Here is a 21,741-nt window from a genome sequence, read left to right on the forward strand (position 1 = left end):
CAGATGACCATCGAGGAGATCTTCCGGCGCATCGTCAGGGGACACGTCGTCCTGATCCTGCTCTGCTGCGTGCTGCCCGTGGGCGCCGCGCTCGTCGTGAACGCCACCCGGCCCACGGAGTACGTCGCTCGCGTGCGGCTCCAGGTCACCTCGTCCGCCCCGGCATCCACCACTGAGGCGGAGGCGCTCAGCTCCCGCGTCCTGGCCCTGGCCAGCACCCCGAGCCTGGTCCGCCAGGCCCTCAAGTCCGAGGGCCTGGACGGGGATGCGGAGAAGATCGCCGCGGAGGACGTCACCGCGGAGCGCCTGGGGGAGTCGCCCGTGGTGCAGCTCGCCGTGAGGCAGCCGACATCGGCGAGCGCAGCTGACCTCGTCGGCGCACTCGCCACCCAGGTGACCGAGTTCATGAACCAGGCCACCCGCAGCAGGTACGACGCACTGCTGACCGACACCGAGCGTCGGCTCACGGCAGCCGGATTCCGCAGGGACACGCTCACCGGACAGCTGCAGGAGACGACCGGCCCACAGGCGCGCGAGCTCCTCCGGATCGAGCTCGCGTCGAACCAGCAGACCGTCGAGCAGCTCTCCCAGCAGCGTCTCTCCCTCCTGCTCGCGGACGCCGAGCGCGACGACGTCGTCCTCATCGACGCGGACGCTCCCGACGTCGACGTCGTGGCGTCAGGACTCGTGCCACGCGCCGCTCTCGCGCTGCTGTTCGGGCTGGTCCTGGGGCTCAGCCTGGCTGTGCTGGTGGAGACACTGCGTCCGCGTATCGCCGGCGTTCGCGCGCTGGCCCGTTCGCTCGACGCTCCTGTCCTGGGCACGGTGACCGACGGGAGCGCACCGCTCTCCGCCGCGATGACCGTTGCCGCACGGCGGCAGGGCGTCGAGACCCTCGTCCTGGTCGGGATGGACGATCGGGACGACAAGGCCGTGCGCGAGCTCCTCGAGGAGATGCCGAAGGGACGGCTCTCCCACTCGTCCGCATCCGCGGCGCTCAGCCGCGAGCTCGCCACCATGGAGCAGGAGGGCGGAGGCGGACGGGCCGGCAAGGCGGGCCCTGCGCCGCGCCCGCCGTCCCAGTCGGCCCCCGTGCTGTCCCACCAGGTGCGCTTCACGGACGTGCACGGCCTCACCGACAGCGAGGAGCCCACGGCGGGCGTCGTCGTCGTGACCCACGGCACGGCCCTCCAGCGCGAGATGGACTCCCTCGACGACCTCCGCCAGGCGCGGCGGTGGCCCGTCGTCGGGATCGTCGAGGTCCCCCGACGACCCATCCGAGGGGACCGGCAATGAGCACCGACGGCATCCTCCTGGAGAGCGCAGGGCAGCGGCTGGTCGTGTGCGACCCCCGGGGCAGGCTCGCGGCCGCCATGACGTCTGCGGCAGGAACGACGTTCGCGGAGGCGCACCCGAGGACAGGCCTCCCCGACATCGTCGAGCACGTCGAGACGGGCCGACGTGGCTTCTCCACCGCCGAGATGAGCCCCGTGACTCGGGGAGTGTGGGCCGACGACGCCGGCGACACGGTCGTCGAGAGTGTCGGCGGGTCGGGTTTCACCCAGCACTGGTCGGTGGACGACGACCGTCTCCGGATCCGCACGCGATGGGCGCCGTCCCCCGCGGAGTCTGCGGCCGCCTCGCTCCTCCGTCCGCGGTTCGACGCCCTCCGGGCCCAGGTGCTGCTCCACTACCCGGTGCTGTGGTGGGCCGTCGTGAAGGGCATGGCGCCGCTCCACGTCTCGCTCCTCGAGGTGGACGGCATCAACGTCCTGATGGCCGGACCCGGCGGGGTGGGCAAGTCGAGCCTCGTCGCCCGAGAGCTCGCTGCGGGCGCCAGCGCCGTGTGCGACAACCTGGCCGCCTCCGACGGGTGGACCGTCCACGGCGTGAGGGAGTCCCTCCGGTTGCCGGCCGAAATGGCGTCTGGCGCCGGCGGCAGGAGGACCACCCACGGACGCCGGGAAGAGCGATGGCACGGACGGGTGGACTCCCTGCGCCCTGACGTCGTCGTGGTGGTCAGTCGCGGGCAGGCGCCGTCGGCGACGGTCCGGCCGATCGCCCCGGAGGAGGCCCGTCACGCGCTCGTCGCCGGCACGTTCGGCGCTGGGGAGCTGCGTCGGTTCTGGTCGCTGGCAGCGATGCTGTCGCTCGGCACGCGACGCGGCCCGGCGGTCGCGCCGGTCGAGGCGGTCGCAGGGACGTTGACGCAGCGCCTCCCGTGCTTCCGCCTCGACCTGGGCGCCCGCCCCGGACCCCCGCTGCGCGTCCTGCTCGCCGACCAGCTCCTCCAGCTCGGCAGCGAAGGGGTCGGCCGATGACCACGGACACGCGTATCCACGTCGCCCAGGTCGTGACCCGGTTCATCGCAGGAGCGGGCGGAGTGGCGTTGCGGGGCGCCATGCACCTCGATCCCGACCGATACCGCGTCACGATCGTCACGGGAGAGGGCGGGCGCCTGACTGAGATGGCCGCGCTCGCGGGGATGAAGGTGATCATCGAGCCGTCCATGGTGGCACCCATCAATCCCCGGGAGGACGCGACCGCCCTGCGCAGGCTCGTCCGGATCTGCCGTGACGAGCAGTTCGACGTCGTTCACACGCACAGCGCCAAGGCCGGTGCCCTCGGGCGGCTGGCAGCGCACCGGGCGGGCGTGCCGGTGATCGTGCACACCTATCACGGTTTCCCGTTCCATGACTTCCAGGACGCGGTCCATCACGCTGTCTACGTCGGCATCGAGCGTCGGCTCGCCCGGATAACGGACGTCGTCCTGGCCATCGGCACGGGTGTCGCGACCGAGGCCTTGCGGCGGGGCCTGGCCCGTCCGTCAGCCCTGCGGACCGTGCCGCCCGTCGTGGACGGCCGTACGGTCCTGAAGGACGCGACGACCACCGCGGCCGCCCGTGTCGCGCTCGGGTTGTCGCCCGATGCCACGGTGGTCGGCACGGTGGGCCGCGTCGACTACCAGAAGGCCCCCGAGCACTTCGTCGCCGCCATCAAGTCGATGCAGCACCGCGAGGCGGTCGGGCTGTGGATCGGCTCGGGGCCCGAGGTGGACGGGATGCGTCGACTCGTCGGCGAGCTGGGGCTGCGCGAGCGCATGCTTTTCGTCGGCGAACGGGACGACGTGGCGGCGCTCCTGCCAGCGTTCGACGTCTTCGCCATGGCGAGTCGCTACGAGGGACTGCCCTGCGCCATGGTCGAGGCCATGCGCTGCGGCCTCCCGGTGGTGGCCACGGCCGTCAACTCGGTCCCCGACCTGGTGGTCCCCGGAGAGAGTGGCGTGCTGGTGCCAGCGGGGCGCCCGCATGCGCTCGCGCGAGCACTGGACGACCTCCTCGACCACCGGCCGACGGCCGATCGGCTGGCGTTGGAGGGCCAGGTGCGCGCCGGTGCGCCCTTCGACGCACAGCGGCTCTCAGACGTGCTCGACGAGGTCTACTCCGAGGCCCTTGCCGCAAGCCTCCTCGCGGCGGTGGGATGACCGATGAACCGCCGTCAGCTCGACCGAGTGACCAGGACCGTCCGCGTCGTGCGACGGGCGGGCGCCCAGGAGCAGCCTGAGGGCCCCTTCACAGGCGAGCCGGCGCGGGCGGTGGGACCCCGGGGTCGTGCCACCCGGGCTCGGTGGGCGGGGGCGCCCTGGCTGGCGCTGTGCGACGAGGACGCTGTCGAGATCCGCGACCCGAGGGTCGAAGACATTCGGAGGGTCGCCCCCGGCACCACCGTGGTGCTGGTCTGCGACGAGCCGTTGAGCCGGTGGCGCCTGCGTCGGCTCGCGGCTCGAGCCGGCATGGCGATCGAGCGCGAGCTGATCGCCGTGCCCCACACCCGCAGTCCTGTCGTGCTGCTCGACGAGACGGAGTCCGCTGTCACCCACTTCTGGAGCGACGTGATCACAGTGCCGCCCGGCCTCACGCTCGCCCTGGTTCCCGCATCGGTGGTGCTGCGACTGGCCCGGATGCTGCCGTGGCGTTGGACGGGAGCGCTGGCCCCGGGGCGCGTCGTGATCGGGAGGCGTTCATGACCGCGTGGCCAGATCCAGCCGCGCGTGGCGGACGCCGACTCGAGGACCTGCTCGCGCGGCCGGACATGTGCGGCGTGCTGATGACCGCCTCGAAGGACCCCGACGCCAAGCTCACCTACATCACGACCACGAACACGGGAGCCGAGAGGGTCGCCGTGAAGATCCCGACCACCTCGCGGGCGGGGCTCGCCGTCGAACGCGAGGGTCGGATGCTCGTGGACCTGAGACGTCTGGGACTCGGCCGGATCAGCAGCACCGTGCCGAGGTACGTGAGTTCGCTGCACGTCCAGGGACGACCCGTGCTCGTGTCCTCCGCCGTGGCAGGCACGCCGATGAGCGTGGCGTACCACCGTGGGCTGCACACCGCACGACCCGGCCTCGTCCGTGCGGACCTCGATCTCGCGCTGGGCTGGCTGCGAGAGCTCTGGGACGTCTCGCAACGCGGCGACGCCGCGCTCACCTGGGCGCGGGACACGGCCGCCGGGCTCTGCGGGAGGTGGGACGGCCATCCCTCCCTGGAAGCGGCGCTCAGCCGGCTGGAGATGGTCGAAGGGAGGATGTCCGGCCTGCACTGCACCCAGACCGCCGTGCACGGCGACTTCTGGTTCGGCAACGTCCTCGTCGACCACGGCACGGTGACCGGAGTCGTCGACTGGGAGGCCGGATCGACGGTGGGGTGCCCGCTGCGCGACCTGGCTCGGTTCGCCATCAGCTACAGCCTGTACCTCGACCGCCACACGCGCCCCGGCGCCAGGGTCCTCGGGCATCGCGGGTTGCGGCGTGACGGTGCAGCCCCCGGCGTGACCTACGCGCTCGAGGGCGACGGATGGTTCTCCGGCGCCGTCCGGTCCTTCCTCGCCGACGGGCTCACCGCCCTCCGGCTGCCCCGTTCGCTGTGGTACGACGTCGCGTTGGTCGGTGTCGCCGAGGTGGCCGCGTCGGCGAACGACGACGGCTTCGGAGAACGGCACCTCGAGCTGCTCTCCGGGCTCGCCCTCCGGCCGCGTCGGCGCCGGTGAGCGACATGACCTCCCCCCTGCACGAGACGGTTGCGCGGCCGGCGGCTCTCGGCCCCGGTGGCCGTCCGGCGCGGCAGGCGCAGGACGTGCTGCCCGCCCTGGTGGGAGGAACGGTGTGCCTCCTGCCGATCCTGACCCCGGCGGGACCCGGGAACACGGCACTGGCCGACGTCGGCATGGCCGCATCCGTGGTCGTGGCCCTCATGTGGGCGACCCGGGAGCGGTTCCAGCTCAAGTTCCCCTACATCCTGGGCACCCTCCTCCTCGTGCTCGGTGGTGGGCTGGCGGCCCTGACGGCCTCTGCGCCACCCTCGGTGGCGCTCGTCCTGGTCCAGGACGCCGTCCTGTTCCTCTGGGCGGCCACCCTCGCGCTGGGACGGCACAACGTCGCGATCATCACCGCGGCCACCCACGCGTGGTGCCGGACCGCCCCGGTGTTCGCCGGGGTGATGGTCGTCGCCTACCTGATCGGTCTCGACGCGCTGACCGGCGTCTCGGCGCGTGACGGGGTTCGAGCCTCCTACACCCTGGGCGACCCGAACCTGGCCGCCAACTACCTGGTCGTCTCGCTGGTCCTGATGGCTGCCTGCCGACGTCCGCGGTCTGCAGGGGTGCGTCACACCGGATACGCGCTGGTCCTCCTCGCCATCGTGTTCACCGGCTCCAACGGAGCGATGTTCACGCTGCTGATCGCGGTCGTGCTCTGCCTCGCGCTCAGCCAGCTTCGTCGGCGTGGCGCGCTCGCTGGAGCTCTCGTCCTGATGGTCACTGCGCTGTTCGCAGCGGTCCTGGTCCTCGTGGTCATGCCTCGCGTGGACATGCAGTCGCTCCGGGAGCAAGCTGCAGGCAGCATCCCGCTCCTGCGCGACTCCTTCGGCCGGAGCGCGGGGTCGACGAGCCAGCGGGCCACGATCCTGTCCGAGGGAACGCAGCTCTTCCTCGACGGCAACGCCACGGGTGTCGGTCCGGCCCGTGTCAAGGCCACGCTCGAAGCGACCCAGGCTCCCTACACGAAGGAGGCCCACAACGACTACCTCGCGACTCTCCTCGAGCGAGGGGTGATCGGGGCGATCGGCCTGATCGCGCTCGTGGCCGCCATAGGTGTCCGTTGCGTGCGACTGGTCATCGGGACGGTGCCAGCGCCGTACTCGGACGCGGTGCCACGCGCGTGGCTGCTGGCGGTCCTGGCTCCGGTGATGGCCACGGCGGCCACGTTCTACGAGGTGCTGCACTTCCGGCACATGTGGACCTGGCTGGGCATCGTGGCGGCGCTGGTGCTCGCGCTGCAGGACCAGCACCGGGCGGGCGGGGAGGACGTGCCATGACCGCGCGGACGACAGGTCTGGTGACACGCGCGCGCTCTGTCCTCAAGGGGGACCTCGCGGGCAGTGTCGTGAGAAACACCTCCGCCCGGGGCATCGCCATCGTCGGACTCACCCTCGCGACGGTCGTCGTCGCCCGTGTCGGAGGGCCTGACGACGTGGGGGCATACGCCCTGCTCCGCATGCTGCCCGGTCTCGTCGGCGTGATGGCCGTCGCCGGTCTCCCCGGCGCCATGGCGTTCTTCCTGGCCGAACCGCGTCGGCACCGCACCGCGTTGTGGCCCAGCGTGTTCGTGGTGCTGGCGGCCGGTGCTGCGCTCGGCACCCTCGCCTGGGTGCTGATCAGTCCGCTCCTCAAGCACGCCTTGTTCCCGCACGACTCGTTGCTCGTGGTGGCCGCGGCGGGGCTCACTGTCGCCACGCAGCTGGTGCTCACCGTGGGCAAGACGTCCTTGCAGGGGCTGCAGGACCGGCGTGGCGGCGACATCGTGATCGCCGCCGAGGAGATCGCCTTCCTGCCCTGCTACCTCCTACCGCTGCTGCTGGGGGTGCAGGGCACGACCGCCATCATCGTCGGCCTGCTCCTGGCCGACGTGGTCGTCGCCGTCGAGGCCTGGCGCCGCGTCGCCCACCGGCTCGGATGGCGGCGGCTTCGCGCCGCGCGTTCGGCCCGTCGGAGGGCGGGGCCGGACCGGCAGTTGGTGGGTCAGCTGGTGGTGTACGGCTTGCGGGGCCAGGTCGGGGGCATCATCACCCTGCTGAACCTACGGGTCGACTTCGTCATCCTCGGCGCGGTGGCGGGGCCGGCCGTGCTCGGCATCTACGCTGTCGCCTCCAAGTACGCCGAGCTGCTCCGCATGCCCGGGACCGCCCTCACGTGGGTCTGCTACCCCAGGCTCGCCGCCACCGACGAGGAGACGGCCGCCAGGATCGCTCGCCGCCTGGTGGCCCCGACGCTCGCGACCATCGGGCTGGCCGCGGTTCCCCTGTGGCTGGTCGCCGGACCCGTCACGCGGCTGCTGTACGGCACGGAGTTCGACTCCGCCGTGGCGCCGGCCAGGGTCCTGCTCGCCGGGATGCTGCTCGCAGGCACGGCAGGCGTCGCCAGCGGATACCTCTACGGCCGCGGCCGTCCCGGCCTCAACTCCGTGGCGATGGCCTTCGGGCTGGTGACGACCGTCGGTCTCGACCTCGTCCTCATCCCGAGGTTCCAGGCCATGGGCGCCGCTGTCGCGTCCACGGCTTCCTACCTGCTCGTCGACGCGATCCTGGTGCTCCTGCTGCTGCGGCTGACCTCGCGCCGTGCGCGCCGCGACGTCCACGCCGACGACGCCCCCCGTGCCGCAGTGGGGGCCTCGCCGTGAGCCGCGTGGTCCACGTCCTGGTCCTGGCCTGCATGCTGTCGGGTTGCTCGACGCTGGCCTCCTCCTCGTCCTCCTCCCCGTCCGCGGGGGACGGAGCGACCCGGGAGCCCACCGTTGCGGCGACGCCGACCGACACCCGGTCGCGCGACCCGCACCCCGCGTCGGCGCCCCCGTCCGGCGACCCGTACGTCGACCTGGCGCGGCTGCTCCACTCGCGCGGGGTCGAGGTGTGGTTCGAGGCCGACCTCGTCCGGAGCTGGCTCGAGGGCCCGAAGGCCTTCGCCGAGACGGTGGACCGACTGGCCGTCCTCGCTCGCGTGGAGGGGGTCGCGGGGTTCAAGGTCGCCGACGAGCTGGGTTACGGCGACGGGCTCGAGACGAGCGCGCAGGTCCGCCGGTTCCTGCAGGCGGCCGACGCCGCGCTGCACCGGGTGGCTCCAGGCAAGGAGCTCCTGGTGGACGTGGTGGTGCCTGACCTGGGCTGCCTCCCCTGGCAGGGTGAGTCGGGGCGGGCGTGCGCGGCCGAGGCGCGGGCGCAGTACCCGGCAGCCACCATGGTCGCCGTGTCCGGCTACCTCCGGTCAGGCACCATCGACCGCCTGGACCTGAGCACCGGGTTGTTGGATCCCGGCGCGTACCGGAGCCGGGACCTCACGCCGACGGAGGCGCAGCAGGCGGCGTGGGCCCATGTCGAGGCCCTGGGGTGGGAGGACGACACCGTCCTGCAGTCGCGCAAGGCGCTCGCTGATCGCGGCGGCTACCGAGGGTCCCCGGACGACGCCGCCGCCGACGTGGCGACGTACGTCGACACACCGGTAGCGGGCGGTGCCGGGGCCGTCGACATCTGGACGTGGAGACAGCCTTACGACGGCGCCACCGTCAGCCTGCTCGACGAGCGGCTGCGTCCGAACCCGCTGTGGGACTTGCTCCGGGACCGCGCGGCGACGGTCGGCCTGATCACCCACATGACACCCAGCGCGATGCCGACCGACGCCACGGCCCTCGAGGGCGAGGTCGACCTGGCCAGCACGGTGTTCGACGCGGTATTCGTGGCGGCGGGCACCGGCTGATGAGGACCGAGGACGTGGAGGGACCATGACTGCACCAGCGCACCGCCTGCCGACGACACGCTCGATGACCAGGCGCCGCGACGTCGCGCCGCGCGAGGCCGCGTCCCCCGACATCGTGGTGCGCGTCTCCACCGCGCGGCGGGTCCTCGACCTGCTCGTCGCCAGCGCGATGCTGGTGCTGAGCCTGCCGGTCCTGGCACTGGCCGCGCTGCTGATCCTCCTCGAGGACGGAGGCCCGGTCATCTTCAGGCAGATCCGGCTCGGCGAGGGAGCCCGGCCGTTCACGGTGTACAAGCTCCGGACGATGCGCTCGTCCGAGCGTGGGCCCGCGGTGACCGCCACCGACGACCCCAGGATCACGCGGGTGGGCACCTGGCTGCGGCGTCTGTCGATCGACGAGCTGCCGCAGCTGTGGCAGGTGCTGCGCGGCCAGATGACCCTGGTGGGGCCACGCCCCGAGAGCCAGGAGCTCGCTTCTCGATACGTGCAGCCGTTCCGGACCGTGCTGCTGGCACGTCCTGGCCTGACCGGACCGGCGCAGCTGTTCTACCGCGAGGCATCAGCCGTCCCGCCGCCCGGCTGGACCGACACCGACGCGTGGTACCTCTCGGTGCTGGTGCCGCTGCGCAGTCAGGCCGACCTCGACTACCTGGCCGACCCGACGCTGGCTCGCACCCTGCGATACCTGGCCCTCACGGGCCTCTTCGTGACGGGCCTCGCTGATCTGCAACGATCCGTGGACGCTCCCGGGGCCACCGCTCAGGGACAGGCGGGCTCGGGCACCTGAGCGTCGGCGCGCGCGGCGTGCGGGTGGACCTCGATCGGGTCGCAACGAGCATTGACGCAGGCACCGGTCGCGAGGTCGAACTCGAAGTTGTGGCCGAGGCAGCGCAGGACGCCGCCGTCGATCACGCCCGTCTCGGCGAGGTCCTCGCCGGCGTGGGGGCAGTACCTGCTGACCTGGAGTCCCGTGCCCTCGACCTCGATGCTGAAGGTCTCCTGCGGGTCACGGGCTGCCTCGAAGGCTTCCACGGCTCGGAGCGCGGCAAGGTCGGCATGCTTGAGCAGGCCGACCAGGTAGTCGTTGTAGTGGTCAGGCTCGCGACGAGCGCTGAACCTCAGCGACAGCAGGAGCTCCTCCCAGCGAGTCCTGCCCGTCACGACGCCCTCGAGCCAGCGGGCATCCACGGTGATGTGGTAGTTCGCAGACACGTCGCCACCGTCGAGGTCCACCTCGATGGTGTGGGGGCCGATGTGGGCATCCCAGGTCCCGCCGGCGGGACCGAGCACCTCGAAGCGCAGGACCAGCCCGATCCGGGCGAGGAAGTATTCCGACAACGTGGCGAGCGACTCGAAGTGCTGCTTGAACCGCTCTGCGAGGCGCGAGTCGGCGCCCGGTTCGGGGTTGTCGTCCCAGATCTTGCCGACGTGCTGCCGTCGACGGGCGGAGTACGCCTCGAGGTAGTGGCGCCGGTCCTCGGTCGAGCCGTCGAGGGAGAACCCCCGCCAGTGCGCGTCCCGAACGATCGACAGGTCCTCGAGCACGACCCGGTCGCCGGGAAGCAGGTAGTCCGCCGTCTGGGCCGGCAACCGCTCGCGCAGCCACCTCAGCGCCTCGGCCTGGTCGGGGAAGATCCCCGGTCCGTGGAGCCGGCCGTTGTGCTCGAACAGCTCCGGGTCGAGGAAGCACGGGGGACCGGCGTACGGCACCGCCATCCGCGGCTGGGCGGCGCGCAGGAGACGCGTGACGGCCTTGAACTTGCCCACCCGCTTCAAGGTGCTGATCCGGTCGAGCTCCTCCCGGTCGTACTCGTAGCAGACAGGGTGCCAGCTCGCTCCGGACATCTGCACACCCATCAGGTCCATCGGACGTCCCGCCTCCGCGACAGCCCTCCGGACCTGGGCCAGCGAGACCCGGGCGTCGTTGGTGTGCATCACGGCACGGCCGTCCACGTAGATCAGGACGGCTGCGTCATGGCTCATCGGGCACTGCTCGGGGATCACGGTCAACCAGTCCCTGCCGGAGTCCCCCAGGGGGTGCCGAACCCACGGATCCAGGACCACCACACGCCTCCTCCCCGCCTCGCGGAGCCGGCGCTGGATGATCGTCGACGGGTAGCGGGGAACGACGATCGTCACGTCGGCGGGCAGTCCGGCCAGGAACGCCAGGTCCAGGTGGTCCAGGTGCTCGTGGGACACGACCACGGTGTCCACGTCGGAGAGCTCCGGGGTGAGGAGGTGGGAGTTGTCGGGGAAGGGGAACCACGAGCCGAGGAAGGCGCCCGACGGCGAGACCCAGGGGTCGGCCAGCAGCCTCACCCCCGGCGAGTCGATGCGCAGGCCGGCATGGCCCAGGGCGGTGACGGTCGCGCTGCTCATGGTGTTCACCATGATGTGCTGGCAGAGCCCGGGGGACGTGGGCGTCCTGGTTTCCCCAAGAGGGGTGACGTCAGCCTGCGAAGAACCGGGCGAGAACTTCCTGCAGGCGCGGGGAGTCCACGAGGGTCGGGTTCGCCGAGCCCTGGTGCCCCCACCCGTAGGTGTAGTCCATCGGGGGATCGGGCACCAGCGTGGCCCACCGACGCAGCATGCGCTGCAGCTGACGCGGGCTGGGCAGCTGGTAGTAGCGGGAGTCGGTGCGGGACTGGCCGAACGCTTGGTAGACGGGCACGATCTTGTGGGCTGGAATGCCGCGCCGGCGCGCAGCGCCGACGGCCTGGTCGATCTTCGCCAGGTCGCAGCGGGGGTGTGCCACGGAGCAGGGGTAGGGGTCGAGGCCCACCATGCTCACTCCCGTGACTGCCGGACGGAACGCTCGGTAGTCCTCGCGATCGGAGAGCACGATGAACGAGAGCTGCCGATCGCTGCTGGCTTCCCGGATGTAGCGGGCGCGGCTGGCGAGGGCTTGCGGACCTCCCGGACAGTCCGCGAGGTGGGGCTCGTCGGAGAGGTAGTACCCGAAGACGTCCCGACGGCCGGCGAGGCGGTCCACCGTGCGTCGGAAGGCCGCGTCCAGCGGCGTCGGACACTTCTCGCCCAGCCAGACGAGGGCATCGACCCCCGCGGGGATGCGCCGGATCTCGGCCGTGCTGGACCCGGTGTCGAAGACGTTGAACCCGAGGCGTTGAGGTGCGCTCGAACCGTCGCGGTTGGTGATGAAGTGGTGCTTGGTCGTGGCGGCCGGAGCGGGCGCAGGACCTCCCGCCAACACCAGGACGGTCGCCATGGCGACTAGCAGTGGAGTCATGCACAACCTCTTCTGGCCTGGACGAGCGGAGCGGGGCGAGAAGAGTCTCTGGCCGGGCACGAACCTGCGGCTCGCGTCGATGGTACCCGAGGATGGACACTTCTCCCGGCCCTGGTGGCGGCAGATTGGACGGCGCGAATCCCCGGCTCGGGGAGTTACCCAGTCCGAGGGATGGGCGACCAGCAGGAGTGGTTCTACCGTGAAGAGCGCGCACCCACCGCTGGTTTCGCCACTTCCGTCCTTGTTGCCGGTGCCCCCACCATGCGAGGACCCCCACGCCTCGTTGGCCGAGGGCGGGGCGACCAGTGGGCGGCGACCGAGGTCCCCCCACCTCGGTCGCCGCAAGCGCGGCCTGGTCCGGCGACGGCCGACCTGGCTCACGCGCCCTGTCGCCAACCGATCTGGTTGGCCATGCCGACTGCCGCCAGCTGCGACGACACCTCGAGCTTGTTGAGGATCGACTTCACCTGCGTGCGCACGGTGGCCTCGGAGACCACGCTGTCCTGGGAGATGTCGCGCACCGTGTGACCCTCGATGAGCGAGCCCAGCACCTGGCGCTCTCGGGGCGTCAGCCGGTCGAGGCGGCGACGGATGTCGTCGTCGACCCGGCTCTGGTTCGACCAGGCGTCGAGCAGGGCCTCCAGCTCCTCGCGGGTCACCACCGGGAGTCCCTGGTGCAGCCGCCGGACCGTCGACAGCGCCTGCTGGAGGGCGCCGCTCTTGGTGAGCACCTTGCGCGCCCCGAGCCGCATGCACTCGCCCCAGCGCCCGATGTCCTGGGACGCGGTCACCACCACGACGTTGATCCGCGCCCGCGCGAGCGGGGCGATGAGGTTGACGCCGTCGCCGAAGCGCCCGAGGTCGAGGTCGAGGATGACGGTGCGCGGGTTGGCCCGCAGCGCCATGGACCGCAGCGTCGCCATCGAGCCGCCCTCCTGCGGCAGCTCGAGACGGCGTACGTCGTAGCCCTCGAGGGAGAGGGCGAGCTCGAGGGCCTCGGCGAAGAGCACGTGGTCGTCGAGGATCAGGACCCGGTGCTCAGCTCGAGAGGCGCCATGCGACATGGGAGTCCTCGCCGGTGGTGTCGTCCTCGGGGGAGCAGCGGGGGGCAGGCAGCGAGATGACGAACGAGGAGCCCGGACCGCGGGCCTCGGCCAGCCTCAGCGACCCGCCGTCCTCGGTCATCAGGCGCCGGGCCACGTGCAGGCCGATGCCCTGGCCGGGGGAGTCCGCACCCCGGTGCCCCCACTCGAAGATCCGCTCGCGCTGCTCCTCGGCGATGCCGCGTCCGTCGTCGGAGACCGTGATGTCCACCGTGCCGCCGTCGCGGTGGACGACGTCGACGCGGCTCGTGCGGCAGCCCCCGTGGGTGACCGCGTTGTCCATGAGGATGTTGACCGCCTCGGCGAGCGCGTCGTAGCGCGCCCGCACGGTCCCGCCGTCGGTGTGCAGCTCGACGTGGCGTCCCTTGAGGCGCTGCAGCTCGAGGACCATCTGCAGCGCCTGGTCCACGTCGATGTCGGCGGTGGTCTGGTGCTCGCCGGTCAGCAGGCGCTGCATGCGCTCCAGCTCGCGGTGCACCGACTCGCACAGGTGCCGGCGGATGTCGTCGCCCAGCGCCGGGTTGTCGAGCAGCGCCGCGCCGTTGACCAGCCCGGCGATCGTGCTGCGCAGCTCGTGCAGGCGCTCGCGCTCCTCGCGCCTGGACGCCTCGAGGACCAGGTCGACCTCGGCCCTCACCTGGGCGTCGCCGTCGACGAGGTCGTGCTCGCGGGTCGCCCCGGCGGTGGCCAGCCAGGCGGCTCCGACGACGCTCTGGGCGACGACGACCAGGGCCAGTGCGGCCGCGTCTGTCCACCCGAGGGCGTGCGCCAGCTCGCCCGTGCCGAGGACGGCCGCGGTGGTGGCCAGCAACCAGACGGCAGGCTGCGAGCGGGCCGGCGACCCTGGCCAGCGACCCGGCGGCGCCCACCCTCCAGCGACCTGTGCCACGAACCGATGATGTGTGTCTCCCCCGAACGGCCTCATGGCCATCCCCCCTGATGCTGACGTGCGGTGTCTTCCCCTGACATGGACCGGTGCTCTCCCGTGCGACCGGTCAGGACCCCGCTGTGCGAGCAGGTACCCGAGATCAGTGAAGCCACGTCCCCCCGGGCCTGCAACGAGTCTGCGACCCATACCGCAAATGGGGCAAAGCCGGTCTGGTCCGCCCTGTTCAGGCCTCACTCATTCTTGGTCAAGCAGCACCTGAGGCTCCTGCCACGCAGCCGCCACCGACGCACAAGAGCGTGCCGCAAGACGTACGACGGCGCCCGGGCGCCGACGGGGCCGCCGCGTCCCCAATTCGGTGCACCTTGGGCCGTGTCGGCACCGGACGGCCTCCTCGGCGGCAATGGTCTGTCGCATCTCGGACCGGAGGAGGAGGGATGGGTGGTGCAGCAGTTCTTGGTGGTGCCCCGGCAGCGGTGAGGCCGCCCGGGGCCGTCACTGCGTGGATCGTCTCCCCCCACCTGCTGGTCGCGCAGGCGGTGGCCGCAGCGCTCGCCTCGGCGGGCAGGGACGTGGAGGTGCACGCCTGGGAGACGGTCGCGCAGGAGGCGCGCGCGAGCCGCGACGCCGGCGGCACGACCTTCGTGGTGGCCATCTTCGACGGCGAGGACAGCTTCACCGTGGTCGAGGAGGTCAGCAGGCTGGTGGAGGCCGGCGACGTGCGGGTCGCCGTCGTGGCACCGGGCTCGACCGCCGTGTGGTGGGGCGGGCTCCTGGAGGGCAGCGCCGTCGACGTGGTCACGAGCACCACCTCGATCAGCCAGCTCCTCGAGGTGGTCGACCGCCTCCTGACGGGCAGCACCCTGATGGACCCCGACCGCCGGCTCGCCGTCAGGGCGGCCTGGGTGCAGGCCCTTGACAGCCGCCGACAGCTGATCGCGCTGATGCGGACGCTGTCACCCCAGCAGATGCGGGTCCTCGAGCTCCTCGCATCAGGGCACCGGGTCGTTGCGGTGGCCGACGCGATGGGGGTCACGGTCGGGACGGTCCGCAGCCACGTCAAGGCGCTGCGCGCCAAGCTCGGTGCCCGCACCCAGCTCGAGGCCGTGGCGATGCTGCGCCGGGTCTACCAGTCCGGCGACCCCGCCGACGACCTGGTGCCCCGTCCGCGTGCGGCACCGGTGGGCGAGTCGCGGAGGCAGTGGCGTCGATAGGGTGACGCCCATGATGGATCCCACCACGCTCGACGACCACGCCTTCGCCGTCTGGGCGGCCGAACGTGCCGGCAGCGTGCTCCTCGACGTACGCGCCGGCGCCGAGGCCGAGCGGCTGGAGGGCAAGGCCCTCAAGGACGCCGGGGACGCCGCCGCCCAGGCCGAGCTCGTCCGGGTCCTGGCCGAGCACCGCCCCGGCGACGCGGTGCTGTCGGAGGAGGCGGCCGACGACAAGTCCCGTCTGACGGCGGACCGGGTGTGGATCATCGACCCGCTCGACGGCACCCGCGAGTTCTCCGAGCCGCCGCGCGACGACTGGGCCGTCCACGTCGCGCTCTGGCAGGACGGCGACCTGGTGGCCGGTGCGGTCGCGCAGCCGGCGCTGGGGGAGACCTTCAGCACCGGTCGCCCGAGCGTGGTGCCGCCGCGCACCTCGTCCCGCCCGCGCATCGCCGTCTCCCGCAGCCGCCCGCCGGCCTTCGTCGAGGCGCTGGCCGCCGAGCTCGACGCCGAGCTCGTGCCGATGGGCAGCGCGGGCGTGAAGGTGATGAGCGTGGTCCGCGACGTCGCGGACGCCTACGTCCACGCCGGTGGCCAGTACCAGTGGGACAACGCCGCGCCCGTCGCGGTCGCCCGGGCCGCGGGCCTGCACTGCAGCCGCGTCGACGGCTCACCCCTGGTCTACAACGAGGACGACACCTCCCTGCCCGACCTCATCGTGTGCCGTCCGGAGCTGGCCGAGGCGATCGTCGACTTCGTACGCCGCCACGGCACCGACTGAGCAGGGGTTGGCCATGACCTCCTTCGTCTCGCACACGACCGTCGACTGCCGCAACGCCTTCGAGCTCTCGGAGTGGTGGAAGGCGCTGCTCGGCTACGTCGACGTGGAGGGTGACCCCAACGAGCCCGGTCACGAGGAGTGCATGATCCTCGACCCCGGGTCCGGGCACGCCATCTTGTTCATCGAGGTGCCCGACGTCGAGCTCCCGGCCAAGCGGATCCACTTCGACCTGCGTCCGCGCGAGGGCAGCCGCGACGAGGAGGTCGAGCGCGTGCTCGCGCTGGGCGCGACGCAGGTCGCCGACCAGCGCGGCCAGTACGGCCCCGGCACCGGCTGGGTGGTCTTCGCCGACCCCGAGGGCAACCAGTTCTGCGTCCTGCGCTCGCAGGCCGAGGTCGACGCGGGCCCGTGAGGCCCGGGCGCTCGCCCGAGGTCGGGGCGCCTCAGAAGACGTTGGTCTGGTAGGCGAAGGCGTTGCCGCGATAGCTGGCGTCGCCCTTGACCCGGAGGATCCAGTACCACGTGCCGCGCTGCTTGGGCAGCACGTAGGAGTAGCGGCCGCGGCCGTCGGTGCGGACCGTCCTCACCACGGTGTAACCCCGTGCCTTGTCCCGGCTCGCGCGCACCACGACGACCTTGCGGCCGTAGCGGGGGGTGACCCGCCCGCCCAGGTCGAAACCGGTGGTGGGGTGCACGATGCGGCGCTTGACCCCGATGGTGAACGGCTCGGACTCGCTGGCGGCCCAGGTGTCGCCGTTGCCGGTGTCGGACGACCCGGAGTAGGCCACCTTGTAGGTCGTGTTCATCCACGGTCGGACGTCGAGGAAGTCGGCGCCCGGGGAGGTGCTGGTGGCCACCTCGACCCACTCGGTGCTGCCGGACTCCAGGGCCAGGAGCGTGGAGGTGCCGGCGGTGGGGGCGAGGCCGCTCGGGCTGTCGACGCTCACCTCGACGTCGACGGTGCCGCCGAACACGACGACGCCCGCCCCTGGCGAGGCGAGCGTCGTGGTCGTGCGTGTGTCCGACGCGGTCGAGCCGGGTGCCGAGACGAGGGAGACCGCGCCGACCGCGACGGCGCAGGCCACCGCGACGAACGTGCGCGCGGCCGGTCGGCTGCTGGTCATCGTGGCGGTTCCTCCCGACGCGTCATAGACGCTGCGACCGGCCCCGCCAGCAGTGCTGGCGGAGCCGGTCGGGAGGTGCGTGACCGGTGTCGTCAGCCCAGCGCGGCGACGCGCGGAGAAGCGGTGGTGCGGTAGCTGTAGGTGTACCAGACCTCGCTGTACTGGACGAACTGCGCGTTGCCCGGGACGGTGATCTTGAAGTAGAGCTTGCCGCCGCGACGGGGCGCGGGCAGGCGCACCTGGAAGGTGCTGCGACTGGTCGTCTTCACCGTCTTGAACTTGACGTAGCGCTTGCCCTTCTTGATCTGGACCTTGACCTTCTTGCGCTTGTAGTCAGGCTTGATCTTGCCCTTGATGGTGAGGCGGGCCTTGGCGTTGTCGATCTTCACGTTGCGCTGCACGGCGACGGTGAACGGGAGCGACTCGCTCGGCGTGTAGTTGTCGCTGTAGGCGGTCTGGACGGGCTCGGTCCAGCCGTTGAAGACGACCTTGTAGGTGGTCGTCATGCGCGGCTTGACCGGGTAGAAGTCGGAGCCCGGGTAGGCGCCGGTGGCCACCGGGACCCAGGCCGAGGAGCCGGCCTCCATCGCGTAGAGCGTCGAGGTGCCCGAGCTCGGGCCGAGGCCGTCGGAGCCGGCGACGTCGACGTTGACGTAGAGCTCGTCGCCGTAGGTCACGACGGCGTCGTCGGGCGTGGCGGTGGTGGTGGTGGACCAGGTGTCGGCGGCCTGGCTGGGCGCGGCGACGGCGATCGGCGTGAGGCCGAGCAGGCCGGCAGTGACGGTGCCGGCCACGAGACGAGTGATGTGCATTCCCCGTGTGTTCCTTTTCTGTGGACGTGCTGCGTCGGCCCGTGCGTGGACGCGAGCCGTTGAGGTGGTTGCTACCCCTGCGACGCGTGGGACAAACCCCTCGTCCCCCGCGTGCCCGTGTCGGGCAGCGCCCGTAGACTTTCACCCTCCCCCCACCTCCGTCGTCGTGGGGGCTCGTCCGCGTGCTCTCGAAGGGATCCCGGTGCCGTCCACGCCCCTGCTTGCCGTCGCCCGGCGCATCGTCTCCGCGCCCACCCTGGGCACCGCGCTCGCCGACGCCGCGGTGATGTCGGCGCTCGACCTCACCGGCCCGGCCGCCATGCGACCGTTCGTCGTCCACGGCCTGGTCGAGCGTGGCCGCACCGTGCTGGCCGTGACCGCCACCTCCCGCGAGGCCGAGGACCTGGTCGAGGAGCTCGGCGACCTGGTGGACCCCGACACCGTGGCCTACTACCCGAGCTGGGAGACCCTGCCGCACGAGCGGCTCAGCCCCCGCAGCGACACGGTCGGTCGGCGCCTCGCCGTGCTGCGCCGGCTGCGCCACCCCGGCACTGACGCCGCCAACGGGCCGCTCAAGGTGGTGGTGGCGCCCATCCGCAGCCTGCTCCAGCCGCAGGTCCCCGGTCTGGCCGACATCGACCCCGTCGAGCTGGTGCCCGGCGACGCGCGCGCCATGGAGGACGTCGTGCGCGGCCTCGCCGAGGCGGCGTACACGCGGGTCGACATGGTCGAGCGTCGCGGCGAGTTCGCCGTGCGCGGTGGCATCGTCGACGTCTTCCCGCCCACCGAGGAGCACCCGCTGCGCGTGGAGTTCTGGGGCGACGACGTCGAGGAGATCCGCGCGTTCTCCGTCGCCGACCAGCGCACGCTCGAGACCGTGCCGCGCCTGTGGGCGCCCCCGTGCCGCGAGCTGCTGCTCACCGACGACGTACGCCGTCGCGCCGCCGACCTCGGCCGCACCCACCCCCAGCTGCTCGAGCTCACCGACAAGATGGCCGCCGGCATCGCGGTGGAGGGCATGGAGTCACTGGCCCCGGTGCTCGTCGACGGCATGGAGCTGCTGGTCGACCTGATGCCGACCGACACGACCGTGCTGGTGCTCGACCCCGAGCGCGCCCGCGCCCGCGCGCACGACCTGGTCGCGACGAGCGAGGAGTTCCTCGGCGCGTCGTGGGCGGCCGCGGCGGGCGGCGGCACGTCGCCGATCGACCTGGGCGCGGCGTCCTACCGCGAGATGGCCGAGGTGCGCGAGCACGCGATCGGCCTGGGCCACGCGTGGTGGTCGGTCAGCCCGTTCGGCATCGACACCGACGACGTCCCCGACGCCGAGACGGCCGGGGTCCCGAGCCGGACGCTGCCCACGCACCCGGCCGAGGCCTACCGCGGCGACCTCGAGCAGGCGATCACCGACATCCGCGCCTGGCTCGACGAGAGCATGGAGGTCGTCGTGGTCCACGCCGGCCACGGACCGGCCCAGCGCTTCGTCGAGCTGCTGGGCGAGCACGAGGTCGCGGCCCGTCTGGTCGAGGAGGGCGAGGCCGCCGGCCCGGGCGTCGTCACGGTCACGTGCGGCCACGTCGTGCACGGGCTCGTCGACGACGAGGCCAAGGTCGCGGTCGTCACCGGTGACGACCTGTCGGGCCAGAAGGCCTCGACCCGCGACATGCGGAAGATGCCGGCGCGCCGCAAGAAGCAGATCGACCCGCTCGAGCTCAAGGCCGGCGACTACGTCGTCCACGAGCAGCACGGCGTCGGCCGCTTCGTGGAGATGAAGCAGCGCGAGATCGGCGGCGCGGTGAGGGAGTACCTCGTCCTGGAGTACGGGCCCAGCAAGCGCGGCGGCCCCCACGACATGCTCTACGTGCCGGCCGACACCCTCGACCAGGTCACCCGCTACGTCGGCGGCGAGAACCCCAGCCTCGACCGCCTCGGTGGCGGCGACTGGACCAAGCGCAAGAACAAGGCGCGCCGCGCCGTGCGCGAGATCGCGGCCGAGCTCATCAAGCTCTACGCCGCGCGCCAGGCGACCAAGGGCTACGCCTACGGCCCCGACACCCCGTGGCAGCGCGAGCTCGAGGACGCCTTCCCGTTCACCGAGACCGTCGACCAGTTGACCACGGTCGACGAGGTCAAGGCCGACATGCGCCAGGTCGTCCCGATGGACCGCCTCGTGTGCGGCGACGTCGGCTACGGCAAGACCGAGATCGCGGTGCGGGCGGCGTTCAAGGCCGTGCAGGACGGCAAGCAGGTCGCGGTGCTGGTGCCGACGACGCTGCTGGTCACCCAGCACATGTCCACCTTCTCCGAGCGGATGTCGGGCTTCCCGGTCGTCATCAAGGGCCTCTCGCGCTTCCAGACCGACAAGGAGGCCAAGGAGGTCATCGCCGGCCTCACCGACGGCTCGGTCGACATCGTGGTCGGCACCCACCGCCTGCTCAACCCCGAGATCAAGATGAAGGACCTCGGCCTGATCATCGTCGACGAGGAGCAGCGCTTCGGGGTCGAGCACAAGGAGCAGATGAAGCGGATGCGCACGTCGGTCGACGTGCTGTCGATGAGCGCCACACCGATCCCGCGCACCCTCGAGATGGCGGTCACCGGCATCCGCGAGATGTCGACGATCACCACGCCGCCCGAGGAGCGCCACCCGGTGCTGACCTACGTCGGCGCCTACGAGGACCGCCAGGTCGTCGCGGCCGTGCGCCGCGAGCTGCTGCGCGAGGGCCAGGTCTTCTACATCCACAACCGGGTGCAGTCGATCGAGAAGGCCGCGGCCCGCATCAAGGAGCTCGTGCCAGAGGCGCGGGTGGCCACCGCCCACGGCCAGATGGGCGAGCACGCGCTCGAGCAGGTCATGCTCGACTTCTGGGAGAAGCGCTTCGACGTGCTGGTCTGCACGACGATCGTCGAGAGCGGCCTCGACGTGTCCAACGCCAACACGATGATCATCGAGCGGTCCGACACCCTGGGCCTCTCGCAGCTGCACCAGCTGCGCGGTCGTGTCGGGCGCTCGCGCGAGCGGGCCTACGCCTACTTCCTCTACCCGGCCGAGAAGCCGCTGACCGAGACCGCCCACGAGCGGCTCGCCACGCTGGCCCAGCACTCCGACCTCGGCGGCGGCATGGCGATCGCGATGAAGGACCTCGAGATCCGCGGCGCCGGCAACCTGCTCGGTGGCGAGCAGTCGGGCCACATCGCCGACGTGGGCTTCGACCTCTACGTCCGCCTCGTCGGGGAGGCCGTCGCCGACTTCAAGGGCGGCGGTGAGGAGGAGGCGGCCGAGGTGCGCATCGAGCTGCCGGTCGACGCCCACCTCCCGCACGACTACATCCCCAGCGAGCGCCTGCGCCTGGAGATCTACAAGCGCCTCGCCGAGGTGCGCACCGACGCCGACGTCGACGAGGTCAACGCCGAGCTGCTCGACCGCTACGGCAACCCGCCCCAGGTCGTGCAGTCCCTGCTGGCCGTGGCGCGGTTCCGCGCCCGGTGCCGCCAGACGGGGGTGGGAGAGGTGACGGTGGCCGGCAAGTACGTCCGGTTCGCGCCGGTCGACCTGCCGGAGTCGCGCGTCGTACGCCTCCAGCGGCTGCACCCGCGCAGCATCGTCAAGGCACCGGTCAGCACCATCCTGGTGCCGCGGCCGCAGTCGTCCGGGTTCCCCGTGCAGCCGCTGGCGGGAGTCGCCCTGCTTGAATGGGCCCGCAGCGTGATCGACGACATCATCGACGTGCCGGCCCCGGCCGCAGCGCCCGCCACCTCGACCAAGGAGTGA

Annotated in this window: 19 protein-coding genes; 13 read left to right on the forward strand and 6 right to left on the reverse strand. The window is 71.9% G+C overall.

Going from position 1 to position 21,741, the window contains the following annotated elements; all coding sequences use genetic code 11:
• Nucleotides 1-3: 3 nt before the first annotated feature.
• The 9 genes from ASG76_RS01950 (at nt 4) to ASG76_RS01990 (ending at nt 9,589) form a co-directional block, all read left to right on the forward strand.
• Entirely contained in the window at nt 4-1,296 is a 1,293-nt protein-coding gene (locus ASG76_RS01950; RefSeq protein WP_056599202.1) for a hypothetical protein, read from the forward strand.
• Nucleotides 1,293-2,321, forward strand: coding sequence for a hypothetical protein (locus ASG76_RS01955; RefSeq protein WP_056599204.1), 1,029 nt, complete (start codon nt 1,293-1,295; stop codon nt 2,319-2,321). The genes ASG76_RS01950 and ASG76_RS01955 overlap by 4 nt, the downstream gene beginning before the upstream one ends.
• Nucleotides 2,318-3,484: a glycosyltransferase gene (locus ASG76_RS01960; RefSeq protein WP_056599207.1), complete on the forward strand. Its 1,167-nt coding sequence runs from the start codon at nt 2,318-2,320 to the stop codon at nt 3,482-3,484. Before ASG76_RS01955 ends, ASG76_RS01960 begins: the two co-directional genes overlap by 4 nt.
• 3 nt (nt 3,485-3,487) lie before the next feature.
• Entirely contained in the window at nt 3,488-4,027 is a 540-nt protein-coding gene (locus ASG76_RS01965) for a hypothetical protein (RefSeq protein WP_056599210.1), read from the forward strand.
• A complete protein-coding gene (locus tag ASG76_RS18935) occupies nt 4,024-5,046 on the forward strand; it encodes a phosphotransferase family protein (RefSeq protein ID WP_157558888.1) in 1,023 nt (340 codons plus the stop codon). The genes ASG76_RS01965 and ASG76_RS18935 overlap by 4 nt, the downstream gene beginning before the upstream one ends.
• Nucleotides 5,047-5,051: 5 nt before the next feature.
• A complete protein-coding gene (locus tag ASG76_RS01975; protein WP_157558889.1) occupies nt 5,052-6,371 on the forward strand; it encodes an O-antigen ligase family protein in 1,320 nt (439 codons plus the stop codon).
• Nucleotides 6,372-6,439: 68 nt separating this feature from the next.
• Complete coding sequence (locus ASG76_RS01980) at nt 6,440-7,732, forward strand: lipopolysaccharide biosynthesis protein (protein ID WP_162254065.1); 1,293 nt, start codon at nt 6,440-6,442, stop codon at nt 7,730-7,732.
• On the forward strand, nt 7,729-8,802 hold the full coding sequence (locus ASG76_RS01985) for a hypothetical protein (RefSeq protein ID WP_056599224.1): 1,074 nt from the start codon (nt 7,729-7,731) through the stop codon (nt 8,800-8,802). Before ASG76_RS01980 ends, ASG76_RS01985 begins: the two co-directional genes overlap by 4 nt.
• A 64-nt stretch (nt 8,803-8,866) precedes the next feature.
• Nucleotides 8,867-9,589: a sugar transferase gene (locus ASG76_RS01990; protein ID WP_056599227.1), complete on the forward strand. Its 723-nt coding sequence runs from the start codon at nt 8,867-8,869 to the stop codon at nt 9,587-9,589.
• On the opposite strand, the gene ASG76_RS01995 is transcribed toward ASG76_RS01990, so the two are convergent.
• The 4 genes from ASG76_RS01995 to ASG76_RS02010 form a co-directional block, all read right to left on the reverse strand.
• Nucleotides 9,562-11,181: an MBL fold metallo-hydrolase gene (locus tag ASG76_RS01995; RefSeq protein ID WP_056599490.1), complete on the reverse strand. Its 1,620-nt coding sequence runs from the start codon at nt 11,179-11,181 to the stop codon at nt 9,562-9,564. The genes ASG76_RS01990 and ASG76_RS01995 overlap by 28 nt on opposite strands.
• 70 nt (nt 11,182-11,251) lie before the next feature.
• Nucleotides 11,252-12,049 (reverse strand): hypothetical protein, encoded by a 798-nt coding sequence (locus ASG76_RS02000; RefSeq protein ID WP_157558890.1) that lies wholly within the window; start codon nt 12,047-12,049, stop codon nt 11,252-11,254.
• Between the two features lie 377 nt (nt 12,050-12,426).
• Nucleotides 12,427-13,113, reverse strand: coding sequence for a LuxR C-terminal-related transcriptional regulator (locus ASG76_RS02005; protein WP_056599233.1), 687 nt, complete (start codon nt 13,111-13,113; stop codon nt 12,427-12,429).
• On the reverse strand, nt 13,088-14,041 hold the full coding sequence (locus tag ASG76_RS02010) for a sensor histidine kinase (protein WP_157558891.1): 954 nt from the start codon (nt 14,039-14,041) through the stop codon (nt 13,088-13,090). Before ASG76_RS02010 ends, ASG76_RS02005 begins: the two co-directional genes overlap by 26 nt.
• A gap of 434 nt (nt 14,042-14,475) precedes the next feature.
• On the opposite strand from ASG76_RS02010, the gene ASG76_RS02015 reads away from it, so the two are divergent.
• Genes ASG76_RS02015 through ASG76_RS02025 form a run of 3 tightly spaced genes read left to right on the forward strand, consistent with a single transcriptional unit; the run spans nt 14,476 to nt 16,445 of the window.
• Nucleotides 14,476-15,252: a helix-turn-helix transcriptional regulator gene (locus ASG76_RS02015; RefSeq protein WP_082587175.1), complete on the forward strand. Its 777-nt coding sequence runs from the start codon at nt 14,476-14,478 to the stop codon at nt 15,250-15,252.
• Between the two features lie 10 nt (nt 15,253-15,262).
• Nucleotides 15,263-16,033 (forward strand): 3'(2'),5'-bisphosphate nucleotidase CysQ, encoded by a 771-nt coding sequence (locus tag ASG76_RS02020; protein ID WP_200948027.1) that lies wholly within the window; start codon nt 15,263-15,265, stop codon nt 16,031-16,033.
• A gap of 13 nt (nt 16,034-16,046) precedes the next feature.
• Nucleotides 16,047-16,445, forward strand: coding sequence for a VOC family protein (locus tag ASG76_RS02025; RefSeq protein ID WP_056599243.1), 399 nt, complete (start codon nt 16,047-16,049; stop codon nt 16,443-16,445).
• Between the two features lie 31 nt (nt 16,446-16,476).
• Here the strand turns inward: ASG76_RS02025 and ASG76_RS02030 are convergent, their stop codons facing one another.
• Nucleotides 16,477-17,157, reverse strand: coding sequence for a hypothetical protein (locus ASG76_RS02030; RefSeq protein WP_056599246.1), 681 nt, complete (start codon nt 17,155-17,157; stop codon nt 16,477-16,479).
• A 92-nt stretch (nt 17,158-17,249) separates the two neighbouring features.
• Nucleotides 17,250-17,969, reverse strand: a complete 720-nt coding sequence (locus ASG76_RS02035; protein WP_056599249.1) for a hypothetical protein — start codon at nt 17,967-17,969, stop codon at nt 17,250-17,252.
• 202 nt (nt 17,970-18,171) lie between these two features.
• Here ASG76_RS02035 and mfd point away from each other — a divergent pair, with 202 nt between their 5' ends.
• Nucleotides 18,172-21,741, forward strand: coding sequence for a transcription-repair coupling factor (gene mfd / locus ASG76_RS02040; RefSeq protein WP_235529370.1), 3,570 nt, complete (start codon nt 18,172-18,174; stop codon nt 21,739-21,741).

It is taken from the genome of Nocardioides sp. Soil774, assembly GCF_001428125.1.
GTDB lineage: Bacteria > Actinomycetota > Actinomycetes > Propionibacteriales > Nocardioidaceae > Nocardioides.

Excerpts from the sequence above, each read along its gene's own strand:
- ASG76_RS01975 (WP_157558889.1), top strand. The coding sequence starts at position 5,052 with ATGACCTCCCCCCTGCACGAGACGGTTGCGCGGCCGGCGGCTCTCGGC.
- ASG76_RS02030 (WP_056599246.1), bottom strand. The coding sequence starts at position 17,157 with ATGACCAGCAGCCGACCGGCCGCGCGCACGTTCGTCGCGGTGGCCTGC.
- ASG76_RS01950 (WP_056599202.1), top strand. The coding sequence starts at position 4 with ATGACCATCGAGGAGATCTTCCGGCGCATCGTCAGGGGACACGTCGTC.
- ASG76_RS01995 (WP_056599490.1), bottom strand. The coding sequence starts at position 11,181 with ATGAGCAGCGCGACCGTCACCGCCCTGGGCCATGCCGGCCTGCGCATC.
- ASG76_RS02020 (WP_200948027.1), top strand. The coding sequence starts at position 15,263 with ATGATGGATCCCACCACGCTCGACGACCACGCCTTCGCCGTCTGGGCG.
- ASG76_RS02035 (WP_056599249.1), bottom strand. The coding sequence starts at position 17,969 with ATGCACATCACTCGTCTCGTGGCCGGCACCGTCACTGCCGGCCTGCTC.
- ASG76_RS02000 (WP_157558890.1), bottom strand. The coding sequence starts at position 12,049 with ATGACTCCACTGCTAGTCGCCATGGCGACCGTCCTGGTGTTGGCGGGA.
- ASG76_RS01965 (WP_056599210.1), top strand. The coding sequence starts at position 3,488 with ATGAACCGCCGTCAGCTCGACCGAGTGACCAGGACCGTCCGCGTCGTG.
- ASG76_RS18935 (WP_157558888.1), top strand. The coding sequence starts at position 4,024 with ATGACCGCGTGGCCAGATCCAGCCGCGCGTGGCGGACGCCGACTCGAG.
- ASG76_RS01955 (WP_056599204.1), top strand. The coding sequence starts at position 1,293 with ATGAGCACCGACGGCATCCTCCTGGAGAGCGCAGGGCAGCGGCTGGTC.
- ASG76_RS01960 (WP_056599207.1), top strand. The coding sequence starts at position 2,318 with ATGACCACGGACACGCGTATCCACGTCGCCCAGGTCGTGACCCGGTTC.
- ASG76_RS02005 (WP_056599233.1), bottom strand. The coding sequence starts at position 13,113 with ATGTCGCATGGCGCCTCTCGAGCTGAGCACCGGGTCCTGATCCTCGAC.
- ASG76_RS02015 (WP_082587175.1), top strand. The coding sequence starts at position 14,476 with ATGGGTGGTGCAGCAGTTCTTGGTGGTGCCCCGGCAGCGGTGAGGCCG.
- ASG76_RS02025 (WP_056599243.1), top strand. The coding sequence starts at position 16,047 with ATGACCTCCTTCGTCTCGCACACGACCGTCGACTGCCGCAACGCCTTC.
- ASG76_RS01990 (WP_056599227.1), top strand. The coding sequence starts at position 8,867 with ATGACCAGGCGCCGCGACGTCGCGCCGCGCGAGGCCGCGTCCCCCGAC.